The following is a 22,484-nucleotide window of genomic DNA, read 5'->3' on the forward strand; positions in this document are numbered from 1 at the left end:
ATCGCACCGAGACCGTGGACAACAACGAGACCATCACCGTGCATGCCAACCGCAGCAAGACGGTCGACCGCAACGAGACGGTCAGGATCGGCATGAACAAGACGGAAACCATCCTCATGGCCTCGTTGCAGAACGTCGGCATGGGGCGCATGGAAAACGTCGGGCTCGGCTACAGCCTGAACGTCGGCATGATGATGAACACCGTGGTCGGGCTGAACCAGAGCACCCAGGTGATGAAGAAGAAGACCTTGTCGGTGGGCGATAGCTACGAAGTGAGCGTGGGCGGCAGCGACGATGGCTCGAAGATCACCCTGGACGGCCGGAGCATCACCCTCGGCAGCCAGCGCATCGAGCTGACCGCCGACCGCGAGATCCTCTTGCGCTGCGGCCAGAGCACGATCCGCCTGACGCCGGGGGAGATCGAGATCCTCTCGCCCAATGTCGATATCAACTGTTGAGCGGCGGGCGGATGTCCTGTCGCGGCTTTTCCCAAGGAAGGATGGATAGATGAGCGGCCTACCGGTTTCCCATGTCGGCGAGAAAGTCTCGGGAGGGGTTATCTCCACCGGCTCGCCCACCGTGCACGTCGGCAGCAGCGCGGTCGGCCTGGCCGACCGGGTGTCCGCCTGCGTGCCGTTGGTGGGCAAGCCGGTCAACCCGATGCTCGGCAGCAAGCTGCTGCCGGAAGAGGTCGATTTCGCCCTGGCGGCGCCGGACACCTTCACCTTCGCCCGTGGCTACCTGTCGAGCAACCCCCGTATCGGCCGGCTCGGCCGGGGCTGGTGGCTGCCGGGCGAGAGCATGCACCTGGAACTGAGCGAAGACGCCTGCGTGCTGGTCGACGCCCAGGGCCGCCGGATCGGCTTTCCTGCGCTGGCTCCCGGCGCGCAGCATTATTCCGGCAGCGAGGAGCTGTGGCTGCGCCGCGGCGGTTCGAGCGGCGGCGAAGCGCAGGCCTGGCGCGGGCGCTGGGCGGCGGTGCCGGCCGAACTGCAGACGCAGGAGGGCTCCGTGCTGGTGCTGTCCGGCCACAGCTACCTGCATTTCCAGCGTTGCCCCGACGGTATCTGGCGCCTGCAGGCCAGCTTCGGCCGCGCCGGCTACCGCACCGAGTTCCGCTGGAGCGGACGTGGCCTGCTCACCGGCGTGCGCGACAGCGCCGGGCGCAGCTATGCGCTGGTCTACCAGCAGGCCTGCGAGCCGAGCGAGGGCGACGACGGCCTGCGTCTGTTCGGCGTGATCCTGGCCAGCCACGACGGACCGCCTCCGGACTACATCGATCCGCAGAGCCCGGGGCTCGACTGGCTGGTGCGCTACCAGTTCAGCGACAGCGGCGACCTGATCGCCGTGCGCGACCGTCTTGGCCAGGTGGTCCGGGTATTCGCCTGGCGCGAGCACATGCTGGTCGCCCACGGCGAACCGGGCGGGCTGGAGGTTCGCTACGAGTGGGATGTCCATGCTCCGCACGGGCGGGTCGTGAAGCAGATCGAGGCGGGCGGCCTGACCCGTACCTTCCGCTACCTGCGCGATGCCACCGAGGTCAGCGACAGCCTCGGCCGCGTCGAACGCTACGAGTTCGCCGGCGAGGGTGGGCAGCGGCGCTGGACCGCGCTGGTCAGGGCCGACGGCAGCCGTAGCGAGTTCGACTACGACCTGTTCGGCCGCCTGGTCGCCATGCGCGATCCGCTGGGACGGGAGACGCGGCGCCGGCGCGATGGCCAGGGGCGGATGCTCGAGGAGGAGTCGCCGGGCAAGGCGCGCTATCGCAAGCGCGTCGACGAAGAGACCGGGCTGCTGGTCGAGCTGGAGGACGCGATGCAGCGCCGCTGGACCTTCGAGCGCGACGAACGGGGCAATGTGACGACGGTGCGCGGCCCGGCCGGCAGCACCCGCTACGCCTACGAAGACCCGCGCCTGCCCGACCGGCCGACGCGAATCGTCGACCCGCGCGGCGGCGAGCGGCGCCTGGAGTGGAACCGCTTCGGCCTGTTGGCCGCGTTGACCGATTGTTCCGGCCAGGTCTGGCGTTACGACTACGACAACGAAGGACGTTTGGTCGCCAGCAGCGACCCGCTGGGACAACTGACCCGGCGCCGCTACGACCCGCTGGGGCAACTGATCGGCCTGGAATTGGCCGACGGCAGCGCCCTGAGCTATGAATACGACGCCCTTGGGCGGCAGACCCGTATCGCCGATGCCAAGGGGCACGCCACGCTGTTTTCCTGGGGGCACGGCGATCTGCTGGCGCGGGTTTCCGACGCCGGCGGCGGCGAATTGTCCTACCTGCACGACGAAGCCGGCAGGCTGGTCGCCCTGACCAACGAGAACGGCGTCCAGGCGCAGTTCCGCTACGACCTGCTGGACCGTCTGGTGGAAGAGACCGGCTTCGACGGTCGTCGCCAACGCTATCGCTACAACGCCGCTGACGAACTGATCGCCCGCGAGGATGCCGACGGTCGCGAGACCACCTATGGCTACGACCGCGACGGCCGCCTGGCGAGCATCCGGGTTCCCGCCACCGAGCACGCACCGGCCCTGGTCGAGCGTTACCGCTGGTTGGCCGACGGCCGCCTGGCCAGCGCCGGCGGGGCGGATTGCGAGGGGCGCTACACGTACGACGAGGTCGGTAACCTGCGCCTGGAAAGCCAGGTACATGCCGACGGTTGGGTCTACAGCGTCGAGCACAGCCACGACGCGCTAGGCGTGCGCCAGACCAGCCGCTACGGCGACGCGCCGCCGGTCGCCTGGCTGACCTATGGCCCGGGTCATCTGCACGGCGCGCTGGTCGGTGCGGTCGAGCTGGCCTTCGAGCGCGATGCCCTGCACCGCGAGGTGCGTCGCGACGCCCGCCGCGACGGGCAGGATGACGCGTTGTTCACCCAGGAGCGCCAGCACGCGCCGCTGGGACGCCTGCAGCGCAGCCGCCTGCGTCTGGCCGGCGGTTTCGACTGGCAGCGCGGCTATCGCTACGACGGACTTGGACAACTGGTCGGCATCGACGACAACCAGTATCCGTCGGTGCGCTACGAATACGACCTCGGCGGTCGCCTGCTGGCCAGCCGGCGCGCTGGCGCGGCGGCCAGCACCTACCGCTACGACGCCGCCGGCAACCGCCTGGAGGGCGTTGGCGAGTACGCGCGCGAGGACGCTCGCCAGGCATTCGCCGAGAACGAACTGTACCGCTCCGGTTTCAGTCGCTCCGAGGCGCGCGCGAGCCAGGCCGGCGAAGGCCCGGCGCGCTGGGCCGGCAACCGCGTGGAGAGGATCGCCGGCAACCGCTATCGCTTCGATGCGCTGGGCAACCTGGTCGAGCGTATCGGCGCCGACGGCGAGCGCCTGCGCCTGGCCTACGACGGCGCGCAGCGCCTGGTCCATCTGACGCGCGATTACGCCGACGGCACGCGGCTGGAGGCGCGCTACCGCTACGACGCGCTGTCGCGACGGATCGCCAAGGTGGTGCTGCGCGACGGTGTCGAGCAGCAGGTGCGCTTCGGCTGGGACGGCGATCGCCAATGCGCCGAAGCCTTTGCGCGGGAACTGCGCACCACCGTTCACGAACCGGGCGGTTTCGTCCCGTTGCTGCGCCTGGAGCAGGCCTGCGAGCCCGATCCCCCGGAGCTGCTGCAACTGCGCCAGGCGTTCGCCGCCGAAGGCCAGCCGCTGCCGGCGCAATGCGTGCCGGCGCTGGGCGAGGCGCGGATCGCTTTCTTCCACACCGATCACCTCGGTACCCCCCTGCAACTGAGCGACGAACGTGGCCAACTGTGTTGGCAGGGCGTTCCGGACGACTGGCGGGCGGTGGCGCCGGAACGACAGCCGGGTGCGCAGCCGATCCGCTTCCAGGGGCAGTACCACGACGAGGAAAGCGGCCTCTACTACAACCGCTACCGTTACTACCTGCCGGAAGCCGGGCGCTATGCCAGCCAGGATCCGCTCGGCCTGGGCGGTGGGCCCAACCCCTATGCCTACGCGCTGAACGCGCCCACGCTGGCCTACGATCCCACCGGCCTGATCATCCCGCTGGTGGTGATCGGCGCCTTCGCCGCCCGCGCCGCGATCGGAGCGGCGCTGGGCGCCGGCATCGAGCTGGGGATGCAGACCGGCAAGCAGGTGCTGGGGCAGATGAAGGACAACTGGGACAGCGATCGCGACCTCACCGATATCAAGTGGAAGTGCATCGACATCAACTGGAAACACGTCGGCGCCTCGGCGGCCATCGGCACCGTGGCGCCGGGCATGCTCAGCACCGGCAAGACCGTGGTGCAGTCCGCCAAGGCGATCAGGACCCTTTCCGGACAGGCGGCCAACACCGCCAACCGCGCGGCCAAGCTGGCCGCGCGCAAGGCCGCCCATGCCGATACCATCAAGAAGGCCGTGGCCACCCAGGCCGCCTGGCAGACGGGCAAGCAGATCGTCAAATGCCCGCTGAAGGACGAAGAAGAGGAGTGTCCGCCGCAATGATCAAGCATTACCTGCTGATGACCCTCGTCTGCATACCGCTGGCGTTGCTCTACGTCTGCCTGGAATGGTTCTTCGGCAACACCTGGGTGACCGTCGGGGTGTTCTTCGGCGTGCTCGTCGTGCTGCGCCTCGGGCTCTACCTCTACCGCCGCTCGAAGGGCATCAGGGACGGCTACCTGGACGAGTGAGGCCGACCCGGCATCGCGGAGCATCGACCCATGCAGGGCCTCTTCGTCAATGGCTCCGCCAGTCTTCCGCCGCCGATGCTGTCGCGCAGGCGCTGCTGGCGGCGTTCGCCTGGTAACCTGGCGACCTGCCTGTCTTCTTTGCCAAGGTCCGAGGAACCGACCATGCACGACCTGCCTACCTACGACGATGTGATCGCCGCCGCCGCGCGGATCGCCGGGCATGCCAACCGCACGCCGGTGATGTCCTCGCGTACCCTCGACGAAGAACTCGGCGCGGAAGTCTTCTTCAAATGCGAAAACCTGCAGCGCATGGGAGCGTTCAAGTTCCGCGGCGCCTTCAACGCGCTGTCGCGGTTTTCCGCCGAGCAGCGTGCCGCCGGGGTGGTGGCGTTCTCCTCCGGCAACCACGCCCAGGCCATCGCCCTCTCGGCGCGCTTGCTGGGGATCCCGGCGACCATCGTGATGCCGGCCGACGCGCCGGCGGTGAAGATCGAGGCGACCCGTGGCTACGGCGGGCAGGTAGTGCTCTATGACCGCTATACGGAAGATCGCGAGCAGATCGGCCGCGACCTGGCGCAGCGCCATGGCCTGACCCTGATCCCGCCCTACGATCACCCCGACGTGCTGGCCGGGCAGGGCACCGCGGCCAAGGAACTGTTCGAAGAAGTCGGTCCGCTGGACGCCTTCTTCGCGCCCCTCGGCGGCGGCGGCTTGCTCTCCGGCTGCGCCCTGGCGATCCGCGCGCTGGCGCCGGCCTGCCGGATCTACGGGGTGGAGCCGGAGGCCGGCAACGATGGCCAGCGTTCGCTGCGCAGCGGCGCCATCGTGCATATCGATACGCCGCAGACCCTCGCCGATGGCGCCCAGACCCAGCATTTGGGCAATCTCACCTTCCCGCTGATCCAGCGCAACGTCGATGACATCCTCACCGCCAGCGACGCCGAACTGGTGGATGGCATGCGCTTCCTCGCCGCGCGGATGAAGCTGCTGGTCGAGCCCACCGGTTGCCTCGGCCTGGCCGCCGCCCGCCAGCGCAAGGACGAATTGCGCGGCAAGCGGGTCGGGATCCTGCTCAGCGGCGGTAACGTCGACCTGGCGCGTTTCTGCGCCTTGCTCGGCGGCTAGCCGGCCGCTAGAGGCCGAGTCCTTCGCTGGCTGCCCAGCGCGCCATCAGGCGGTTCGACGGCAGGCTTTCGTCGAGCAGCTTGCGCGCGCTTTCCACCCCCGCGACCGGCAGGCCCTGCGGGTCGAGCAGGCCGATCTGCACCAGCACGCCGGCCTGGTCCCAATAGATGTGCTCGTGGTACAGGCGGTCGCCGCGAAAGCGCACCACGCCGAGCATGGGGATTTCCACGAAGCGCCCGGTGGGTGGGACGCCGGGCAGCAGCCAGTCGATCTCGCAGCTGTGGGTGAAGCGCATGACGAACTCGTCGACCACCTGCAGCGCCCCCACCGTCCGCGAAATCGGCGTGAGGGTCATGTCCGGCGGGTTGCCGTGGATGAAGTGATGCCGGTAGAAGCGGCTCAGTTCGCGCTGGCCGACGCCGCCGGTGAGGGTCGGGACATGGTTGACGTAGGGCTCGGCGACCATGGTCGCCATGGTCGCGGCGACGTCGCGGGTATCGAACTCGTGGCGCACATGCTCGTCCCACAGCGCGGAGAGGTCGAAGTTCGGCCCGATCTCCCGCTTCAGGGCGGCGATGCTGCGTTCGTGAGCCATCAGGTAGGCCGGTTTGTCGAAGTGCATGCCGCCGACGCGGGCGAAGGCGTGATCGACGCCGGGGTAGAGGTACAACTCGGTCTTGGGCAGGTTGCGCAGGCAGGGCAGGATCGCGTCGCGGGCCTGCTGCGGGCAGTAGGCGTCCTGTTCGGCGAAATGCAGCACCAGCCGGCCCTTGATCTGTTTCGCCTCGTCGAGCAGCGCCTCGATGCCCATGCCGTAGTAGCCCACCGAGCAGGAGACGTCGGTGCGCGTCGCGGCGAGGTAGGCCAGCTTGCCGCCCATGCAGAAGCCGACGAAGCCGATCCCGGCGTGGACCACCTCCTCGCGTTGGCGCAGGTGCTCGATACAGGCGGCGATGTCGTCCACCGCGGCGTCCAGGTCGATGCGCTGGAACAGCTCGATGGCCTTGGCGAAGGCCGCTTCGTCGTAGCCCAGGTCGACGCCCGGCTGCAGCCGCCAGAACAGGTCGGGGACCAGGGCCACGTAGCCCTCTTCGGCGTACAGGTCGGCCACCGCGCGCATGTTCGCGTTGACGCCGAAGATTTCCTGACCGATCACCACGCCCGGCCCCTTGCCGCTGGCGGGGAGCGCGAGATACGCGTCGAACCGGCCGCTGCCGTCGGACGCGGCGATGCTGACGTACTGTCCCATGCCTGGATTCCTCATCAGGTTGTTGTTGGAGTGGGAAAACGGGAAAGCGAAGCGAACCAGCCTAGTAGGAACCGGTCGGCGGGTCATTGGCTATCCGCATGCTGGCGGGAGGGTATCCGGATTGTCCGGGAGCGAGGGGCGGGAGGCGGCGCGCTCCTCGGCGAGCCGCTCGCGGATACCGCTCAGGCCCGCTGGCGCTGCCAGGGCGGGCCAGCGGCGAACCGCGCTTCCACCCATTGGCGGAACGCGCTGGCCGCCGCCGTGGCGTAGCGCGCCGAGGGGCGCACCAGGTAGACGCCGGCGTCGGCATCCAGTTGCCACTCCGGCAGCACCCGTACCAGCCTGCCGGCTTCGAGGTCGCGGCTCATCAGCCACTCGCCGGCGGCGAAGATGCCCAGGCCCTGGCGTGCGGCGCAGAGCAGGGCCTCGTTGTCGTTGCTGACCATCGAGCCGCGTACCCGCACGGGCTGCTGTTCGTCCTGGCGGGTCAGCTTCCACTCCGGGTACGAGTGCAGTCCGCTGAAGCCGAGGCAATTGTGTGCCGCCAGGTCGGCCGGGATACGCGGTACCCCATGCCGCTCCAGGTAGTCGGGAGCGGCACCGAGGATGCGCCGATGGGCGCACAGCCGCCTGGCCACCAGGCGGCTGTCGGCCAGTTCGCCGACCCGGATCGCGAGGTCGAAGCCTTCCGCGATGATGTCGACGAAGCGCTCCGAATAGTCGGTTTCCAGCACCACCTGCGGATGCGCCAGGGCGAACTCCGCCAGCAGCGGACCGAGCCAGAGCCGGCCCATCGCCGACGGCAGGGCGATGCGCAGGCGTCCGCGCAGTTGCGCGGCGCCCAGGCTGGCTTCGTGCTCGGCCTCGTCGAGCAGGTCGACGGCCTGGCGGAAGCGGCTCGCCAGGCGCTCGCCTTCATCGGTGAAGCGCAGTTGCCGGGTGGTGCGTTCGACCAGGCGGATGCCGAGGCGACGCTCCAGTGCGCCGAGCCGCTTCGAGAGCACCGAGGGATGGCGTTGCAGGGCGCGGCCGGCGGCGGCGAACGAACCGTGCTCGGCCAGGGCCAGGAGCGTGGAGACTTCATCGGCCTGCCGGCTGTCGAACGGTTGCATGCATGCGCCTCTTGCGGGTGGGTCAGGGCAAGAGTACCAGCGCGCCTTGCGAGCGTCCCTCCAGCAGATCGGTATGCGCCACGGCCGCCTCGGCCAGCGGGTAGCGCCGCCAGACCCGGGGCTGGATGACACCGTCTGCATGGGCGCGCAGCACAGCCTGCGCGCGTAGCCGGTATTCCTCCGGGTTGGCGGTGTGGGCGGCGAGCGAGGGACGGGTGAGGAACAGCGAACCCTTGGCGTTGAGGGTGGCGACTTCGACGGCTGGCGGCACGCCGGAGGTAGCGCCGAAGGACACCAGCAGGCCGCGCGGACGCAAGCTGTCCAGGGACGCCTCGAAGGTAGCGCGACCGATGGGGTCATAGACCACATCGACCTTGCGCCCGGCGGTCAGCTCGGTGACCTGGGCGGCGAGACTGGCCGCGTCGAACACCAGCACCTCGTCGCAGCCGGCAGCCCTGGCCCGCTCGACGCTTTCCGCCTTCGACACCACGCCGATCACCCAGGCGCCCAGGTGCCGGGCCCAGGCCGCCATCAACTGGCCGACGGCGCCCGCCGCGCCGTACAGCAGGATGCGTGTGCCGGGCCCGACGGGGTAGGTGGCGTGCAGCAGGTAGTGCGCGGTGATGCCCTTGAACAGCAGCGCCGCCGCGTCCTCGAAAGCGAGTGTGTCGGGCAGCTTCAGCAAGCGCTCGGCGGGGTAGAGCCGGGCGCTGGCATAGGCGCCCAGCGGGCCGGTGGCATAGGCGACGCGGTCGCCCGGCGCCAGTCCGGAGACTCCCGGACCCAGCGCGGCGACCACCCCGGCGCCTTCCAGGCCGAGGCCGGACGGCAGCGGAATCGGTGCCGCTCCCGAGCGCTGGCCGAGGTCCAGCGGATTGACGCCGATGGCGGCCTGCTCCAGCCAGACCTCGCCGGGGCCCGGTTGCTGCGCCTGGACTTGCTCCAGGCGCAGGACCTCGGGGCCTCCGTTTGCGTTGAGGGTGATGCGACTGGGCATGGCGGTCTCCTTGGCTGCGTTCGTCGTTCCGGCAGTCTAATGAAGCATCCGGGGATGACCAGGTAGGTTCTTTGCAGTTGATTGCTGCACCGCATGCAGTAGTGAGACGGTGCTCCAAGGTGACCGAAAGTCGTGTTTCCGTATCGACAGGATTCGCCTAGTGTAAGGCGGCAGCCTGGACGGCCATGGTCCCTGTGGTCGCCGGGATCATTTCGGGGGATTCCCATGACGGCACCTTTCAAGGATCATTTCTCCACCGGTTCGGCGAACTACGCCGCACATCGTCCGACCTACCCGGCGCGGTTGGTCGACGAGCTGGCCGCGCTCTGCCCCGGCACCCGCCTGGCCCTGGACTGCGGCTGCGGCACCGGACAGCTCACGGTGCTGTTGGCCGAGCGTTTCGAACGGGTGGTCGGTACCGACGCCAGCGCCGCGCAGATCGACAAGGCGCAGGCGCGCGAGCGGGTCGAGTATCGCGTGGCCCTGGCCGAGGACAGCGGGCTGGCGGCGGCCAGCGCCGACCTGGTGACGGTCGCCCAGGCCGCCCACTGGCTGGACCTGCCGCGCTTCTACGAGGAAGTCCGGCGTGTGGCCCGTGCGGACGCCATTCTGGCCCTGGTTACCTATGGCGTATTGCATGTCGACGGCCCCATGGAACCGCTGGTCCAGCACTTCTACCACCAGGTCGTCGGCCCCTACTGGCCTGCCGAGCGGCGCCACGTGGAGGAGGGCTACCGCAATCTGCCGTTCCCCTTCGAGGAGCGCCGCCTGCCGGACCTGGCCATCGAGGTGGCCTGGACCCTGGACGAACTGCTGGGCTATGTCGGTACCTGGTCGGCGGTGAAGGAAGCCGGCAAGGCCCTTGGCCAGGATCCGGGCGCCGCGTTCGTCGATGAGCTGCGCGAAGCCTGGGGCGACCCGCAGACGCGCTATCGGGTCAGTTGGCCGCTGACGGTGCGCGCCGGGGTGATCCGCTGAGCTATCGAAAGCGCTTCGAGTCTTCAGTCATGACCGCGGAGGAACGTGACCACCGCGTCCAGCACCGCTTCTGGCTGCTGGCGATGGGGAACGTGGCCGCAACCCGGTAGCGGTCGCAACGTTGCCGGACCGCCGGCAAGGCGGGCGAGGCGTTGCGGATGTCGTTGCGAGCCATACTCGTCGAGTTCGCCATGCAGGCTCAGGATCGGGCAGCGCACCCGCGCCAGGTCGGCGTCCAGGTTCCAGTCGGCGAAGTCTTCGGAAAGCCAGGTGTCCACCCAGCTGCGTAATACCCAGCGTGCCTTTTCGCCGTGGTAGCGTTCCAGGCGTTGCAACTGTCCGTCGCGGGCGAAGACGCGGTCGGCGGCGCGGATGCCGTCGAGGGTGAGGGGCTCGACGAAGGTCAGCGCCGCTTCGACCACCAGCGCTTGACAGGCCTGCGGCCACGCCGCCGCACAGGCCACCGCCATCGAGCCGCCAACGCTGTGGCCGAAGGCGATGAAGCGTTCGATCCCTAGTTGTCGCAGGACGACGGGAAAGTCCCGGCGCGCTTCGTCTTCGATGAAGTCCAGGGGCAGGGCATCGGGGTGGGCAGGCGAGAGGCCGAAGCCAAGCCGGTCATAGGCGACCACCGGACGTCTGCTGGCGGCTGCCAGCCGTTCCGGGAAGTCCCGCCACAACGCCACGCAGCCCAGCGACTCGTGCAGCAGCACGATCGGCAGCGCGGAGCCGGCTGCGGCGGGCGTCCAGCGTTTGGCGAAGAGCTGCCCGCGGGGCGTGTCGATCCGGTATTCGCGGCTTTCTATGGGGGACATGGACGGCTTCCTTCTCGAGTCTCGGGTGGTTGACTGGCGCAATAGGCCGATTGGTCGGCATGGGCCGGCCTTATCCGTCGCTAGGGTGACGGGAGGCTTGTCGATACTATGTAGGCTCTTCGCAGGAAACGATCCTCGAAAGGGCTCTTCGATAGTCCGATCGGGCCAGGAGGGGCGGTGAAAGAAGTTGCGGTGCTAGCCTACGATGGTTGCTGGGGGATGGGGGTGTTCGCCGTGGCGGACTTTTTCCGCATCGTCTCCCTGTTGGAGGCGCATATCGGCCTGGAGCCATCCTTTCGAGTGCGCATCCTTGCATCGGCCCGCGAGGTGACGGTCGCCAGCGGCCATTCGCTGCGAGCGGACGCGATCCTGGAGATCGACGCGGACTGCGACCTGCTGGTGATTCCCGCCATCGAGGGAGCGCGGCTGGCCGGCTTCGTACCGGATGCGGCGAGCCTGGCCTGGATCGCGCAGCGGATCGACGCCGGTGCCCGGGTCCTCGCCCTCACCACCGGGGCCGCCTGGCTGGCCGCCAGCCGGCGCGCCGACGGTCTCCTGCTGGCCAGCCACTGGGCCTACGTTCGGCAGTTGGCCAGGCGCTATCCGCAATGCCGCTTCATCGGCCAGCGTTCGTACCTGCAGGCCGACGGACTCTATACCACCGGCTCCCTGGGCGGCTGCTTCGATGCCTTGCTGGAAATCATCGCTCGGGAGCGAGGCGACCGCTTCTCGCAGCTCTGCGCCACCCACCTGCTGGTCGCCGATGCGCAACGCCTGAGTCCGATCCTGCCGGGTCGCCGCAACCATCGCGATGAGAGCATCCTTGCGTTGCAGGACTGGATCGAGGCCAACCACGCCGAGCCCCTCGGCTTGGAGCGTATGGCCGCCCAGGCCGGCCTTGCGCTGCGTACCCTGAAACGTCGCTTCGGTGCTGCCACCGGGCTTTCGCCGATCCGTTACCTGCAACAGGTCCGGGTCGACCGGGCGAAGAAGTTGCTGCTGGCCACCCCGCTGTCGATCCGCGAGATTGCCTACGAGGTGGGCTACGAGAATGTCAGCTTCTTCGTCAGGCTGTTTCGCAAAGAGGCGGGCGACACCCCGTCGCATTGGCGGGGCCGGGTGCGCGGGCCGGAGCGTTGAGGTCGATATAAACGGGATACGGCCACCGAGCAAACGCATGGCAGGTTCGCTATCTCGGTTCGGCGGGCAGGTGACTTGCGATGCATCCACTTTCGTTGCAGGTTTCGCGCGTCGTGTGGAAAACGCACTGCATCGAAGATGGGTCTTGTCTTCGCCCGGTTTCATTGCGCCGGTTGCTGGATATCGAGGGTGCACTTCCCAGGATGATGATCGGATCTTATCGGTGAGAGTCGTTGCCCCTTGCCCGGATTGTCCGGGCGTTCTCCTGCGGGTACGCAGATGAGGGGCGTTCAAGCTGGCGGGAGTGCCAAGGTGTTTCTGCCTGTTGAAGGCTCTTATCGAATCAGAAAAACCTTACGCCAGAAGTAGTGGGGGCTGATGGCCCTGCTCGCTTCGATCCTTCATGGTTAGCGGGTTCTGTTCTTCTTCGCCGTGGAGAGTTTTTTTGTGAGTGGTTCCCTCTTGGTACCGGCCAGTCTCGCCAGTCGCATCAGGCTCCTGCTGGTCATGACCCGGCGCGAGGTCGAACTGCGTTATCGCGACGCCATGTTGGGCCGCATCTGGATCATCGTCTCGCCGTTCCTGCTCTTGCTGATCTATACGTTTGTCTTCGGCTTTGTGCTGAAGTCGCGCTGGGGTGGAAGCCAGAGCACGCTTTCCTTCGCCTTGACCCTGTTTTCCGGACTCCTGCTGAACGGGATCCTCGCTGAAAGCCTGTCCAGGGCCCCGACTATCATCCAGGCCAACGCCAACTACGTGAAGAAGCTGGTTTTTCCCCTGGAGATACTCCCCCTCACACCGCTGCTGGCCGCTTTCTTCAACGCCATGCTCGGCTACCTGGTGCTCTGTATCTTTCTTCTCTTCAGCGGCGTCGAGCCAGGCTGGCAACTGGTTCTGCTACCGCTTGCCCTGCTCCCCTTCCTGCTCTGCGTGACGGGGCTGGCGTGGTTCCTCGCGGGGCTCGGGGTCTATGTTCGCGACATAGGGCAGTTCGTCCAGTTTCTCCTGGTGCTTCTGCTATTCATCAGCCCGGTGTTCTATCCGCTGTCTTCCTTGCCACCGGTAATGCAGCCCTACCTGTACCTCAATCCGCTGACGATCCCGGTAGAAATGGTCAGGGCGATCCTTTTCGATGCTCCCTATCCGACCCTTGGGGTCTTCAGCGTTTATTGCGTTGCGTCTCTGCTGGTCTGTTCATCGGGCTTCCTCTGGTTCCGTCGGGTTCAGGAAGGTTTTGCAGATGTCCTCTGAGGCCGTTTCCCCGGGCCTGCAGATGACGGCCGAGTGGATACCGCTGGGGCAGCGTTTGCTCGAACGCGGGTTGGTGAGCGGCCAGGAACTCGAGCGGGCGCTCGACCTGCAACGCCGGCTTGGCGGCCGTCTGGGAGGCATTCTCGTGCGTTCCGGAGCCATCTCGGAAAATACCCTCATGCAGGTGCTGGCGGAGCAACTGCGGTTGCCGCTGGTGGGGGACGACCTGCGGAAGCCGAGCGAAGAGTCCATCGCCGCATTCCTGCTCAGTACCCCGATCAATACCGACTGGTTCGTCGAAGAGCAACTGGTGGTCTGGGAGGAGGGCGAGCAACTGCTGTTCGCGGCGCGTGATCCGTTATCTCCTTCGATACGCGAAACCCTGGGCTATTTCTATCCGGAGCGCTCGATTCAAGCAGTGCTGTGCCGCTCCCAGGATCTGGACGGCTGGTTGGAGCACTCCCTGGACCTGGCCCGGCAAGGTGCGGATCGGCACGCCTACGGCAGCGAAGACATCCGTTACCTGCGGGAGTTGGCGGAGGAGGCGCCGGTAGTCGAACTCGTCAACAACGTGATGAGCCAGGCCATGGAAAAGCGTTCTTCGGATATTCACATCGAACCCCGGGAGTTCGACTTCCGTATCCGCTTCCGCGTCGACGGCGTCCTGCACGACCAACTGAGCCTTCCCCGCGAGCGATTCGCGGCGGTCGTCTCGCGGATCAAGCTGATCTCCGCCATCGACATCGCGGAGCGACGGTTGCCGCAGGATGGACGCATGAGCATCCGGGTCAGCGGTACGGAGCTCGACGTGCGGGTCTCCACCTTGCCAGGGGTGCATGGCGAATCGGTGGTCATGCGCCTGTTGCCGAAGGAGCGCGAGGGGTTGCGCCTGGACCGGCTCGGGATGCTCCCGGACCACTTGCGGAGGATGCGTGCATGGGTAGCGGAACCCCACGGCATCATCCTGGTGACCGGCCCCACCGGATCGGGCAAGTCCACCACGCTCTATGGCGCGCTGGAGGAAATCAATGATGGCGTGCGCAAGCTCATCAGCGTGGAAGATCCCGTGGAATACCAGGTGCCCAATATCACCCAGGTCCAGGTCCATGCCGACATCGGCCTGACCTTCGCTGCCGCCTTGCGCTCGATCCTGCGGCAGGATCCCGATGTGATCATGATCGGGGAGATACGCGACCTGGAGACGGCGGAGATCGCCGTACAGTCCTCGCTCACCGGTCACCTGGTGCTTTCGACCCTGCATACCAACGATGCGGTGAGCGCCTTCACGCGTTTGATCGACATGGGCGTGGAACCCTTCCTGGTGGCTTCGCCGGTGCGCGGTGTCCAGGCCCAGCGACTGGTGCGCAGGTTGTGCGCCCACTGCGCGGAACCTTACGAGCCAACCCTTGCTGCGGCCGATCTGGCAGCGACCCAGGCGGCCACCGCGCGGCTGTTCCCGGGGCAGGCAGCGCAATGGCGCGTGGCGCGAGGCTGCGGCCGCTGCGAAGGTACCGGCTACAGCGGCCGTGTGGGCATCTACGAACTCGTCGATCTGTCTTCCGAGATGCGCGACCTGATCGTGCAGAGAGCTTCCCTCGAACAGATGCATCGGCTTGCCGCCAGCCAGGGACAGCGCAATCTGCGTGAAGATGGCTTGATCAAGGCCTGGTTGGGTATGACCAGTCTTGACGAGGTGCATCGCGTGACCAGCGGCTAAGCCCATGAATTTCATCTACCAGGCCGTCGATCGCAAGGGCAGGCGCGTTCGTGGCGAACTCTGCCTCCCCACGCGCCAGGATGCGCTGCGGCAGTTGCAGCGCCAGGGGCTCACCCCGCTCAGCCTGGAGGTGAAACGCCGCAACCTGGGCTCGCGACGTCGGCTCAAGGCCGAGGAATTGAACATGGCCATCCACGAGCTGGCCACCATGCTCGCGGCGGGAGTGAGCATGGCCGACGCGGTGGAGGCTCAGGAGCGAGGCGCGCGCCACCCGAAGTTGATTACCGCCCTGCAGGCGATGGCCAATGGTCTGCGCCAGGGGCAATCCTTTCCCGTGGTGCTGGAGAGCGCCGGCCTCGACTTGCCGCGCTATGTATATCAACTGGTGGCGGCCGGCGAGATGACCGGAAACCTCGCAGGAGCCTTGAGGGACTGTGCCACGCAGATGGAATACGAACGGCGAACCCGCGCCGAGTTGCAAGGGGCGCTGATCTACCCTGCGATTCTGGTGCTCAGCGGGGTGCTCGCCGTGGCGACCCTGTTCGTCTTCGTCGTTCCGAAATTCGCCAATCTCCTGAACGAGACTGCCCAGCTCCCGTGGCTTGCCTGGGCAGTGCTGAGCATCGGGGTATGGAGCAACGAGAGTTCCGGCTTGCTGGCGTTCGCCGTCCTGCTGCTTGCTGGCGGCATCGCCGTGGCGCTGCGCAATCCGGCGCTCCGCGCCCATGCGCTCGACCAGTTGGTGCGCCTGCCCGTAGTCGGGGAATGGTTGATGCAGGCGGAAATAGCGCAATGGTCGAAGGTGCTTGGAACCCTGCTGGGAAATCGTGTGCCGCTGGTGGAGGCCCTGCTGCTTTCCGCCGCTGGCGTCCGCATTGCCCGGCAGCGCCGGACCCTGGAGCGAGTCACCCAGGATGTGCGGGCCGGCATCGCCTTGTCGGCAGCGTTGGAGGAGCGCCAGGCGGTCACGTCCATCGGTTCGAGCCTGGTGCGGGTTGGAGAGGCCTCCGGGCAGCTCGCGGAGATGCTGCAGAGCCTGGCGACGCTCTATGGAGAGGCCGGGCAGGCGCGAATGAAAAAGGCCCTGGTACTGATCGAGCCTTTGGCGATCCTGCTGATCGGCTCTGTGTTCGGCCTGATCATTACCGGCGTGGTACTGGCGATTACCAGCGCCAACGACATGGTGCTTTGAATGCCGGGTATCGATGCCGCGGCTAGTTGGATGAGACGTGAAGTGGAAACCGTATGAACAGAGCTGCACAACAGGGCTTCACCCTGCTCGAGATGATTGTGGTGTTGGTGATTATCGGCATGCTGATGGGGCTCGTCGGGCCGCGACTGTTCAATCAGGCCGACAAGGCGAAGGCGCAGACGGCGGATACCCAGGTGAAGATGCTCAAGGGCGCGTTGCTCACCATGCGCCTGGACATCGGCCGGCTGCCGACCGAAGAAGAAGGCCTGGCGCTACTCAACACGCCGCCTTCCGATGAACGTCTCGGGGCCTTCTGGCACGGGCCCTACCTCGAGGGCGGCGTACCGCTGGACCCCTGGAACCGGCCTTACCTGTACAGCGACAGGCCGAGTGCCGAACAACCCTTCACTCTCTACAGCCAGGGCGCGGATGGGCAGCCCGGTGGGAAAGGCCTGGATGCCGATGTCGGTTACGCGCCCAAACGTTGACCAGGCCGCGTTCACCTTGCTCGAACTGCTGGTGGTGCTGGTGATCGTCGGGGCCATTGCTGCGGTGGCGTTGCCCGGCCTGGTGAGGATGCAGGAGACCTGGGCGCGCAGGACCGCGCTGGACGATCTGTTCAATCAATTGCAGACCTTGGGCTATCGCGTGCGCAGCGATGGGCGGGAGCTGCTCATTGGTGAGAGCGGGGCGGTTCCCGAGCAGTTGCTGCGACTGCCCGATGGCTGGACGGTTACTGCTCGGCCGCCGATACGTTACATGGCAAACGGAGTTTGCCTGGGCGGAAAGTTGCAGGTCCATCATGGGCGCGCGACACATACGCTGCTGCTTCAGCCACCCCTCTGCGCGCCCGGGACGATCCGCTGATGCCGGCGCGGCAGGAAGGCTTCACGCTCCTGGAGGCGGTGGTTGCGCTGACGCTCCTGGCAGTGGTCGGCGGTGCGCTATTCGCCTGGCTCAACAGTGCCTTTCGGAGCATGCAGCGGGTCGAGGCGGCCGAGCTGCGCATCGAGACGGCCCGGGTGGCGATGGCCTATCTGGAGCGCATGAACCCTGCGCTCGAACCCGCAGGCAGGGCCCGGCTGGGGCATTACCGGCTGGAGTGGCGAAGTTCGCCGCTGTCCGCGTCGAAAGCGGCGGTGGGCCGCCATAGCGGCAGTCCGGGCATCTACGACGTGACCTTGTTCAGGGTCGTCGCCAGCATCCGGGCCGGCGATGGAACGCCGCAGACGCTGCAACTGGAGCTTCCCGGGTACGTGGTCATCCCAGCGCGACTGGGTGATGGACCATGATCCGCTCGCGACGAAAACAGGGTGCATTCACCCTGCTCGAGATGATCGTGGTGCTGCTGGTCGTTTCCTTCATCGGCACGTTGCTCATGCAAGGGTTGAGCTATGCCAGCAAGGCCAACCAGTCCTTGCACCAGAGCCTGGGGCGCGGACAGGTCCGGGCGCTGACCTTCGATTGGTTCCGTGATGCGGTGGAGAACCTGGTCGCTCCCGAGGCTGGCGAGGTCCGCTGGCGTCTGCGAGGGGACGAACTCAGTTTCGAGGCCATGTCTGCCGCGGCCCTGGATCGCCGTGCGGGCATCCCGACGCCCTTGGCCTTCCGGCTTGAGCGGCGGGCAGGAGAGGACCGGACCGAGTTGATCTATGTGCGAAGGCTGGAGGACAGTCGCTGGCCCCTCCTGCATCTGCGCGGCGAAGCTCGCTTCCGCTATCTGGACGGTCACGGCCAGTGGCACCGGGACTGGCCGCCGAGCGCGCAACTGGCCGATACCCTTCCCGAGGCGATGGCACTGGCGGCTCCCGAGGAGCGTCTGTTTGTCCTTGTCGCGGTCGCACTGCCCAGAGCGAGGCCCGCCGAACATGATTTCTGATGGCGCACGCCGACATGCGGCGTCTGCCCGCTCGTCTGGCTTCGTTCTGGTCGGAGTGGTCTGGTTCCTGGCCATCATGACCCTGCTGGCCAGTGCCGCTGTACTCTGGGTCGGGCGCTCGCTGGATGCCACGGAAAACCGGCGCAAGGTGCTGCTTCGTGAGCTGGAGGAGCATGCCTTGCTGGCGCGGGTCCAATGGCTGGTGGCTACCCAGCGCTATACCGTCGCGGGCCTGAGCGTACCGGGAAATGCTGGCGCCGCGCCGAGCAAGGTGGACATGGACACTTCGATCCTGCCCATTGGCGGGGAGCTGCCTCTGGATGGCCGGGAGTTCTGCATGGCCAATGGCTGGTGCGTTGCGCTGCTCGATCGCTCTGCGCGCCTCAGTCTTTCCGGCATCGATCCGCGGGTACTGTCCAGGCTGCTGGCGGGGTTGGGGGTTCCCGCCGAGCAGGTGCAGGTCATGGTCGCCCAATGGTTCAGCTATCTCTATCCCGGCGCCGCTCCACGACTGGGTAGTGCCGCGCAAGCCAGCGACAGGTCCTCTCCGGGCCAGGCCCGGCGCCGTCCGTTGCGCTCGGTGATGGAAGTCTTCCGGCTGGAGGCCTGGCGCCCCTGGGAAGCGCATTTGCTCGACGCCGGTTGGCGCGATCTGGTTGCGGCGGACGAGGCGGCGCTGAACATCAACACCGCGGATGCCCGAATCCTGTCTCTTGCCTGGGGACTACCGGAGGACGCTGTCGGCCGACTGCTGCAAGCCCGCTGGCAGCGTCCGTTCACCCGGATGTCGGACCTGCATGACATCCTCGGGGGTCATGCGAGGCTGGTTCCCGAGGATGGATGGGCGCGCCTGGCCAGTCCGGTCCTGTCGATTCGGCTCTACCCGCCAGGAGCCGAGCAGGGGACGGAATACGAGGTCCGCTTCAACTCAGAGCACCGCCTGCTGCCACCCTGGCAGCTTCTCTCGAAGAGGTCCGTGAAGATAAATGATCGCTACTCGAATCCTCCGCTGCATCCCGATATCGCCCCCGGGGTTCTTGCCGCCCCGCTTGTGGCAAGGCCGTGGTAAGGATGGCCGGGCGCAGCTTGAGTGGGTACGTAGAGGTACAGGGTTGGCGCGGCGCGCCCCAGCGCAGTGGATCGTGGATCGGGCGTGGTGTGTCTATCGCTGTCTCGATCTCAATCATGTGCCGCGCTCTGACCGGTATCAGGCACTGGCGTTGAAGCTTGCCGCCCTGGCGCCTTTTCGCCGCGCGGGCCATTACGTAGCCTGGCGGGGTGGCCATGCTCTGGTCTGGTTCTGGGATGAGGAGGTCCGGGAGGCCGTTGCCGAAGACTGCGTCGACCAACCTCGGCGTTATCGCTGTATCCCCGAATCCCTGCTGCAGGCTCCCCCTCGGTCGATCGCGGAAGGCGAGACGGTTCGGCTGCTTCGGGTTCGCTCCGGGCTGGATCTCCAGGTCTGGAGAGATGACTGCCTTGTCCTGAGCCATTTCTTTCCCAGCCCACCCCAGCCAGAACAATGGGTTCGGTTGCTCCGGGGGCTGGCGGGAATACGCATCCCGGAGAGCCTGGTTGCCGAGCCTGGAGAGTCACTGGGCCGTCCCTGGGCCGTTCCGGCGGCGGAAGCAACGCTGCTGCGATGGGAGCGTTGGTTGCCGCATGGGCTCATAGCCACCCTGTTGCTGGGATGCGGATTCAATCTGGGGGAAGGTTTGTCCTGGTGGTGGGCCGAGCGTGCGCTGCGAACGCAGTACGACCAGCTGAGCGGCCAGGTCTCGCCGATCCTCAGCGCACGCAACCAGGCCTTGCAGACCAATCGGATGGCCACGGAGCTGGGGCGCGCTTTGCAGCATCGCTCGCAGGTGGCGCTGCTGGGACAGGTAGCGGAACTGTTGCCGAAGGACAGTCGGTTGCTCGCCTGGCGCTATCGAGGCTCCGAGCTGGAGTTGCGGATTGGCACCGACAGTGTCGACCCGCGTCTCTATGTGAGGCGTTTCATGGAGTCGGGGAGTTTCGAAGATGTCAGGGTGGAACCTTCGCAGAGCGAGGGGCTATCGCTGAGCCTGGTCCTGCGTACGCCGGGGGAGGGTGCCTGATGTCGGACTTCCAGCGATCACTGCAGTTCCAGGGGCGGAACCTGCAACGACAATGGCAGGAAAAACCACTCTTGCGCATGGCCATCTGGAGCCTGTGCCTGCTGCTGGTTGTGCATCTGGTCATGCTCAGCATGGATTGGAGGGAGGAACGAGGGGAGGAATATCGTCGTCTGGCCGGGGAATGGCTCAAGCTCCAGGACGTTTCCCGGCAGACCGCCTGGCCGGAGCGGGCGATGCAGGCGGAGCAGGTACTGAACCTTCAGCGAGAGCGCTTCTGGCAGGCGCCGAATGCGTCGCAGGCGAGGGCCGATGTGCAGGCCTGGCTGACCGAGCGGGTTCGCCTGGCGGGCGTCCCTGACGCGGAAGTGAGCGTACTGCTTCCTCGCGGCTTCGAGAAGCAAGGGACGATCGCGCGTATCGAGGCCCAGGTTCGCGGGCAGTTGCAGCCAGCCTCGTTCAGTCGGTTGTTGCAGGATATAGAAGCGGAGCAGCGGCAAGTATCGGTGGAGTTTCTGGAACTGAACAATATGTTGTCGCCCATGCTCAATCTACAATTGTCGTTCCTGTTCGTAGCGGCCTATTGAAGCGGATGCGGATCGGGCAGCACCCGTTTGCTGGAAGAGTTCGGCGGAGGGCGGTGCCCTTCGATGGAGCGAGTTGCCGCCAGGCGGCCGGGAAACCGAATCCGCTCGGGACGCCTGCGATTCGGCTCTCCGGCCCGCCATTGTCGCATTCGCGCAGCGAAGAACGGCCAGTCTGGTCCGGCCTGTAAACAAGTGCAAAATTTTACTTCATGGTCGGCTTGGCACTCCGAGCCGGCTCGTCCATGCTGGAGCACAACTTTCCCATGGATACCATTGCCATGAAGTTCCTGCTGCCCCTGCTGCTGTTATTCCCGCTTTCCGCTCTCGCCGACGACAAGGACTACGACCAATGCATACTCGACTACCAACGCACGGCGAAGAGCGGGGTGGCGGTTCACTTCATCACCCAGGCCTGCGACAAGTTGTATAACGACGGCTCCTTCCTGCTGTCGCGGGAAAAGGCTTATTACGAGTGTCTGCTGGAGAACCTGCCGGGGGTGGAGAACAACCTGGCGGCGCAGAAGATCAGGAGCGCTTGCGAATCGAAGTCGCAGAATTGATCTGGCGAGGAGGGAGCGAAAGTAGCCAGTGGGGTTTCCGACGGCATCGGCAGGATGCCGTCGGGAAAACCGGCTTAGCGTTGCAGCCAGGATTCGACGGTTTCGGAACCGTACTGTTCTTTCCAGGCTTTCAGAACCTTGTGGTTGCCGCCCTTGGTTTCGACGACTTCACCGTTGTTCGGGTTCTTGTAGACCTTCAGGGCGCGGGCACGGCGCTGCGGAGCGGCGCTGACGGTGACCGGAGCCTTGGGGTCGAGGATGGCGATGATGTTGTGCAGGGTCATGCCGTACTTGTCCATCAACGCCTGCAACTTGTCCTTGAATTCCAGTTCCTGCTTCAGGCTGCTGTCGCTTTTCAGCTTTTCCAGCAGGGCCAGTTGCTCCTGAAGTTTGCGCTCTGCCTCGCGGAACTCGGCAAGTTTGGACATTCGTTTCACTCCCGTTCTAAAAATATGGTGCTGGGTTTTGGTGCATTTATAGTGGATTTACGGACTTTCCGTGTCCGCGGCAAAGGATAAGTCTTTATCTACTGGAAGAACAATATAGTTGCACGGTTTTATTGACTAACGGACTGTAGGGACAGCTTGCCGGATGTTTCCCGGAAGAATATGAAACCTTTATGTCCGTGGGGATAATGCTTCGTACAACCCATGGGAGAGAGACGGCAGAACGGGCCCGTTGTGTGGAAGCCCGTTTTAGAGCAGATGGCGAAGCGCCAGGGGAGAGTCGGGCGAATCAATCGCCCCGATATTCGCAACCGCTGGTGCAAGTTTCGTGGACGCGGACCTTGGAGAGTTCCGGCAACAGCGGCTTGAGTTGTTGCCAGATCCAGCGGCAGAGGTTTTCGCTGGTGGGGTTTTCCAGGCCTGGAATATCGTTCAGATAATTGTGGTCGAGTTGCTCGTAGATCGGCTTGAAGATCGCCTTGATTTCCGCGAAGTCGCGGATCCAGCCGGTATGCGGATCGACCTCGCCTTCGATGTGGATGGCGACACGGAACGAGTGGCCGTGCAGGCGCCCGCATTTGTGGCCTTCGGGGACGTGGGGCAGGCGATGGGCAGATTCGAAGGTGAATTCTTTGAAGAGTTCCACTGTAGTGCGCTCTGGATCGGGGTTATCGGACAACCGGAATGGGGG

Annotated in this window: 22 protein-coding genes and 1 pseudogene; 17 read left to right on the forward strand and 6 right to left on the reverse strand. The window is 66.1% G+C overall.

The window, feature by feature from the left end; translation table 11 throughout:
- From HMPREF2716_RS16585 to HMPREF2716_RS16600, 4 genes and pseudogenes are all read left to right on the forward strand, one after another.
- A pseudogene (locus HMPREF2716_RS16585) lies at window positions 1–458 on the forward strand (type VI secretion system tip protein VgrG); the annotation flags it as partial.
- 49 nt (window positions 459–507) lie between these two features.
- The gene (gene tse5 / locus HMPREF2716_RS16590) at window positions 508–4,461 is read left to right on the forward strand and encodes a type VI secretion system effector Tse5 (RefSeq protein ID WP_070621962.1); all 3,954 of its coding nucleotides are present in this window, start codon (window positions 508–510) and stop codon (window positions 4,459–4,461) included.
- On the forward strand, window positions 4,458–4,649 hold the full coding sequence (locus HMPREF2716_RS16595) for a hypothetical protein (RefSeq protein ID WP_003090543.1): 192 nt from the start codon (window positions 4,458–4,460) through the stop codon (window positions 4,647–4,649). The genes tse5 and HMPREF2716_RS16595 overlap by 4 nt, the downstream gene beginning before the upstream one ends.
- A 162-nt stretch (window positions 4,650–4,811) precedes the next feature.
- Window positions 4,812–5,774 (forward strand): threo-3-hydroxy-L-aspartate ammonia-lyase, encoded by a 963-nt coding sequence (locus HMPREF2716_RS16600; protein ID WP_003090528.1) that lies wholly within the window; start codon window positions 4,812–4,814, stop codon window positions 5,772–5,774.
- A 7-nt stretch (window positions 5,775–5,781) separates the two neighbouring features.
- Here HMPREF2716_RS16600 and HMPREF2716_RS16605 read toward each other — a convergent pair whose 3' ends face one another.
- From HMPREF2716_RS16605 to HMPREF2716_RS16615, 3 genes are all read right to left on the reverse strand, one after another.
- Window positions 5,782–7,023 (reverse strand): dienelactone hydrolase family protein, encoded by a 1,242-nt coding sequence (locus HMPREF2716_RS16605; RefSeq protein WP_003113399.1) that lies wholly within the window; start codon window positions 7,021–7,023, stop codon window positions 5,782–5,784.
- A gap of 182 nt (window positions 7,024–7,205) precedes the next feature.
- Window positions 7,206–8,135: a LysR family transcriptional regulator gene (locus tag HMPREF2716_RS16610; RefSeq protein ID WP_023517732.1), complete on the reverse strand. Its 930-nt coding sequence runs from the start codon at window positions 8,133–8,135 to the stop codon at window positions 7,206–7,208.
- Between the two features lie 22 nt (window positions 8,136–8,157).
- Window positions 8,158–9,132 carry a quinone oxidoreductase family protein gene (locus HMPREF2716_RS16615; RefSeq protein ID WP_023517731.1) on the reverse strand — a complete coding sequence of 325 codons (975 nt, stop codon included), beginning with the start codon at window positions 9,130–9,132 and terminating at the stop codon, window positions 8,158–8,160.
- 225 nt (window positions 9,133–9,357) lie between these two features.
- Between HMPREF2716_RS16615 and HMPREF2716_RS16620 the strand changes: the two genes are divergently transcribed.
- Window positions 9,358–10,110, forward strand: a complete 753-nt coding sequence (locus HMPREF2716_RS16620; protein WP_003110095.1) for a class I SAM-dependent methyltransferase — start codon at window positions 9,358–9,360, stop codon at window positions 10,108–10,110.
- A gap of 23 nt (window positions 10,111–10,133) precedes the next feature.
- Here HMPREF2716_RS16620 and HMPREF2716_RS16625 read toward each other — a convergent pair whose 3' ends face one another.
- Window positions 10,134–10,925: an alpha/beta fold hydrolase gene (locus HMPREF2716_RS16625; RefSeq protein WP_022579960.1), complete on the reverse strand. Its 792-nt coding sequence runs from the start codon at window positions 10,923–10,925 to the stop codon at window positions 10,134–10,136.
- 177 nt (window positions 10,926–11,102) lie between these two features.
- Here HMPREF2716_RS16625 and HMPREF2716_RS16630 point away from each other — a divergent pair, with 177 nt between their 5' ends.
- From HMPREF2716_RS16630 to HMPREF2716_RS16685, 12 genes are all read left to right on the forward strand, one after another.
- Window positions 11,103–12,065, forward strand: coding sequence for a GlxA family transcriptional regulator (locus HMPREF2716_RS16630; RefSeq protein WP_023094659.1), 963 nt, complete (start codon window positions 11,103–11,105; stop codon window positions 12,063–12,065).
- Window positions 12,066–12,512: 447 nt separating this feature from the next.
- Entirely contained in the window at window positions 12,513–13,316 is an 804-nt protein-coding gene (locus HMPREF2716_RS16635) for an ABC transporter permease (RefSeq protein ID WP_003097732.1), read from the forward strand.
- Window positions 13,306–15,033, forward strand: coding sequence for a GspE/PulE family protein (locus HMPREF2716_RS16640; protein ID WP_023517729.1), 1,728 nt, complete (start codon window positions 13,306–13,308; stop codon window positions 15,031–15,033). Before HMPREF2716_RS16635 ends, HMPREF2716_RS16640 begins: the two co-directional genes overlap by 11 nt.
- 4 nt (window positions 15,034–15,037) lie before the next feature.
- Window positions 15,038–16,225 carry a type II secretion system F family protein gene (locus HMPREF2716_RS16645; RefSeq protein ID WP_003097729.1) on the forward strand — a complete coding sequence of 396 codons (1,188 nt, stop codon included), beginning with the start codon at window positions 15,038–15,040 and terminating at the stop codon, window positions 16,223–16,225.
- Between the two features lie 53 nt (window positions 16,226–16,278).
- Complete coding sequence (gene gspG / locus HMPREF2716_RS16650; RefSeq protein WP_003110089.1) at window positions 16,279–16,713, forward strand: type II secretion system major pseudopilin GspG; 435 nt, start codon at window positions 16,279–16,281, stop codon at window positions 16,711–16,713.
- On the forward strand, window positions 16,682–17,092 hold the full coding sequence (locus HMPREF2716_RS16655) for a prepilin-type N-terminal cleavage/methylation domain-containing protein (RefSeq protein ID WP_003097723.1): 411 nt from the start codon (window positions 16,682–16,684) through the stop codon (window positions 17,090–17,092). The genes gspG and HMPREF2716_RS16655 overlap by 32 nt, the downstream gene beginning before the upstream one ends.
- Window positions 17,092–17,517 carry a PulJ/GspJ family protein gene (locus HMPREF2716_RS16660; protein ID WP_003116709.1) on the forward strand — a complete coding sequence of 142 codons (426 nt, stop codon included), beginning with the start codon at window positions 17,092–17,094 and terminating at the stop codon, window positions 17,515–17,517. Before HMPREF2716_RS16655 ends, HMPREF2716_RS16660 begins: the two co-directional genes overlap by 1 nt.
- Entirely contained in the window at window positions 17,514–18,104 is a 591-nt protein-coding gene (locus HMPREF2716_RS16665; protein WP_003097720.1) for a PulJ/GspJ family protein, read from the forward strand. Before HMPREF2716_RS16660 ends, HMPREF2716_RS16665 begins: the two co-directional genes overlap by 4 nt.
- On the forward strand, window positions 18,094–19,173 hold the full coding sequence (locus tag HMPREF2716_RS16670; protein ID WP_003097718.1) for a type II secretion system minor pseudopilin: 1,080 nt from the start codon (window positions 18,094–18,096) through the stop codon (window positions 19,171–19,173). The genes HMPREF2716_RS16665 and HMPREF2716_RS16670 overlap by 11 nt, the downstream gene beginning before the upstream one ends.
- 646 nt (window positions 19,174–19,819) lie before the next feature.
- A complete protein-coding gene (locus HMPREF2716_RS29690; RefSeq protein WP_003162130.1) occupies window positions 19,820–20,203 on the forward strand; it encodes a hypothetical protein in 384 nt (127 codons plus the stop codon).
- Window positions 20,203–20,787, forward strand: coding sequence for a GspMb/PilO family protein (locus tag HMPREF2716_RS16680; RefSeq protein ID WP_003097715.1), 585 nt, complete (start codon window positions 20,203–20,205; stop codon window positions 20,785–20,787). Before HMPREF2716_RS29690 ends, HMPREF2716_RS16680 begins: the two co-directional genes overlap by 1 nt.
- A gap of 263 nt (window positions 20,788–21,050) precedes the next feature.
- The gene (locus HMPREF2716_RS16685) at window positions 21,051–21,347 is read left to right on the forward strand and encodes a VF_A0006 family four-cysteine protein (protein ID WP_003097713.1); all 297 of its coding nucleotides are present in this window, start codon (window positions 21,051–21,053) and stop codon (window positions 21,345–21,347) included.
- Between the two features lie 74 nt (window positions 21,348–21,421).
- Here the strand turns inward: HMPREF2716_RS16685 and mvaU are convergent, their stop codons facing one another.
- Together mvaU and queD are read right to left on the reverse strand one after the other, a co-directional pair.
- On the reverse strand, window positions 21,422–21,775 hold the full coding sequence (gene mvaU, locus HMPREF2716_RS16690) for a histone-like nucleoid-structuring protein MvaU (protein WP_003090506.1): 354 nt from the start codon (window positions 21,773–21,775) through the stop codon (window positions 21,422–21,424).
- A gap of 307 nt (window positions 21,776–22,082) precedes the next feature.
- Window positions 22,083–22,439, reverse strand: coding sequence for a 6-carboxytetrahydropterin synthase QueD (gene queD, locus HMPREF2716_RS16695; protein WP_003090505.1), 357 nt, complete (start codon window positions 22,437–22,439; stop codon window positions 22,083–22,085).
- Window positions 22,440–22,484: the final 45 nt, after the last annotated feature.

It is taken from the genome of Pseudomonas sp. HMSC076A11 (assembly GCF_001810205.1).
GTDB lineage: Bacteria > Pseudomonadota > Gammaproteobacteria > Pseudomonadales > Pseudomonadaceae > Pseudomonas > Pseudomonas aeruginosa.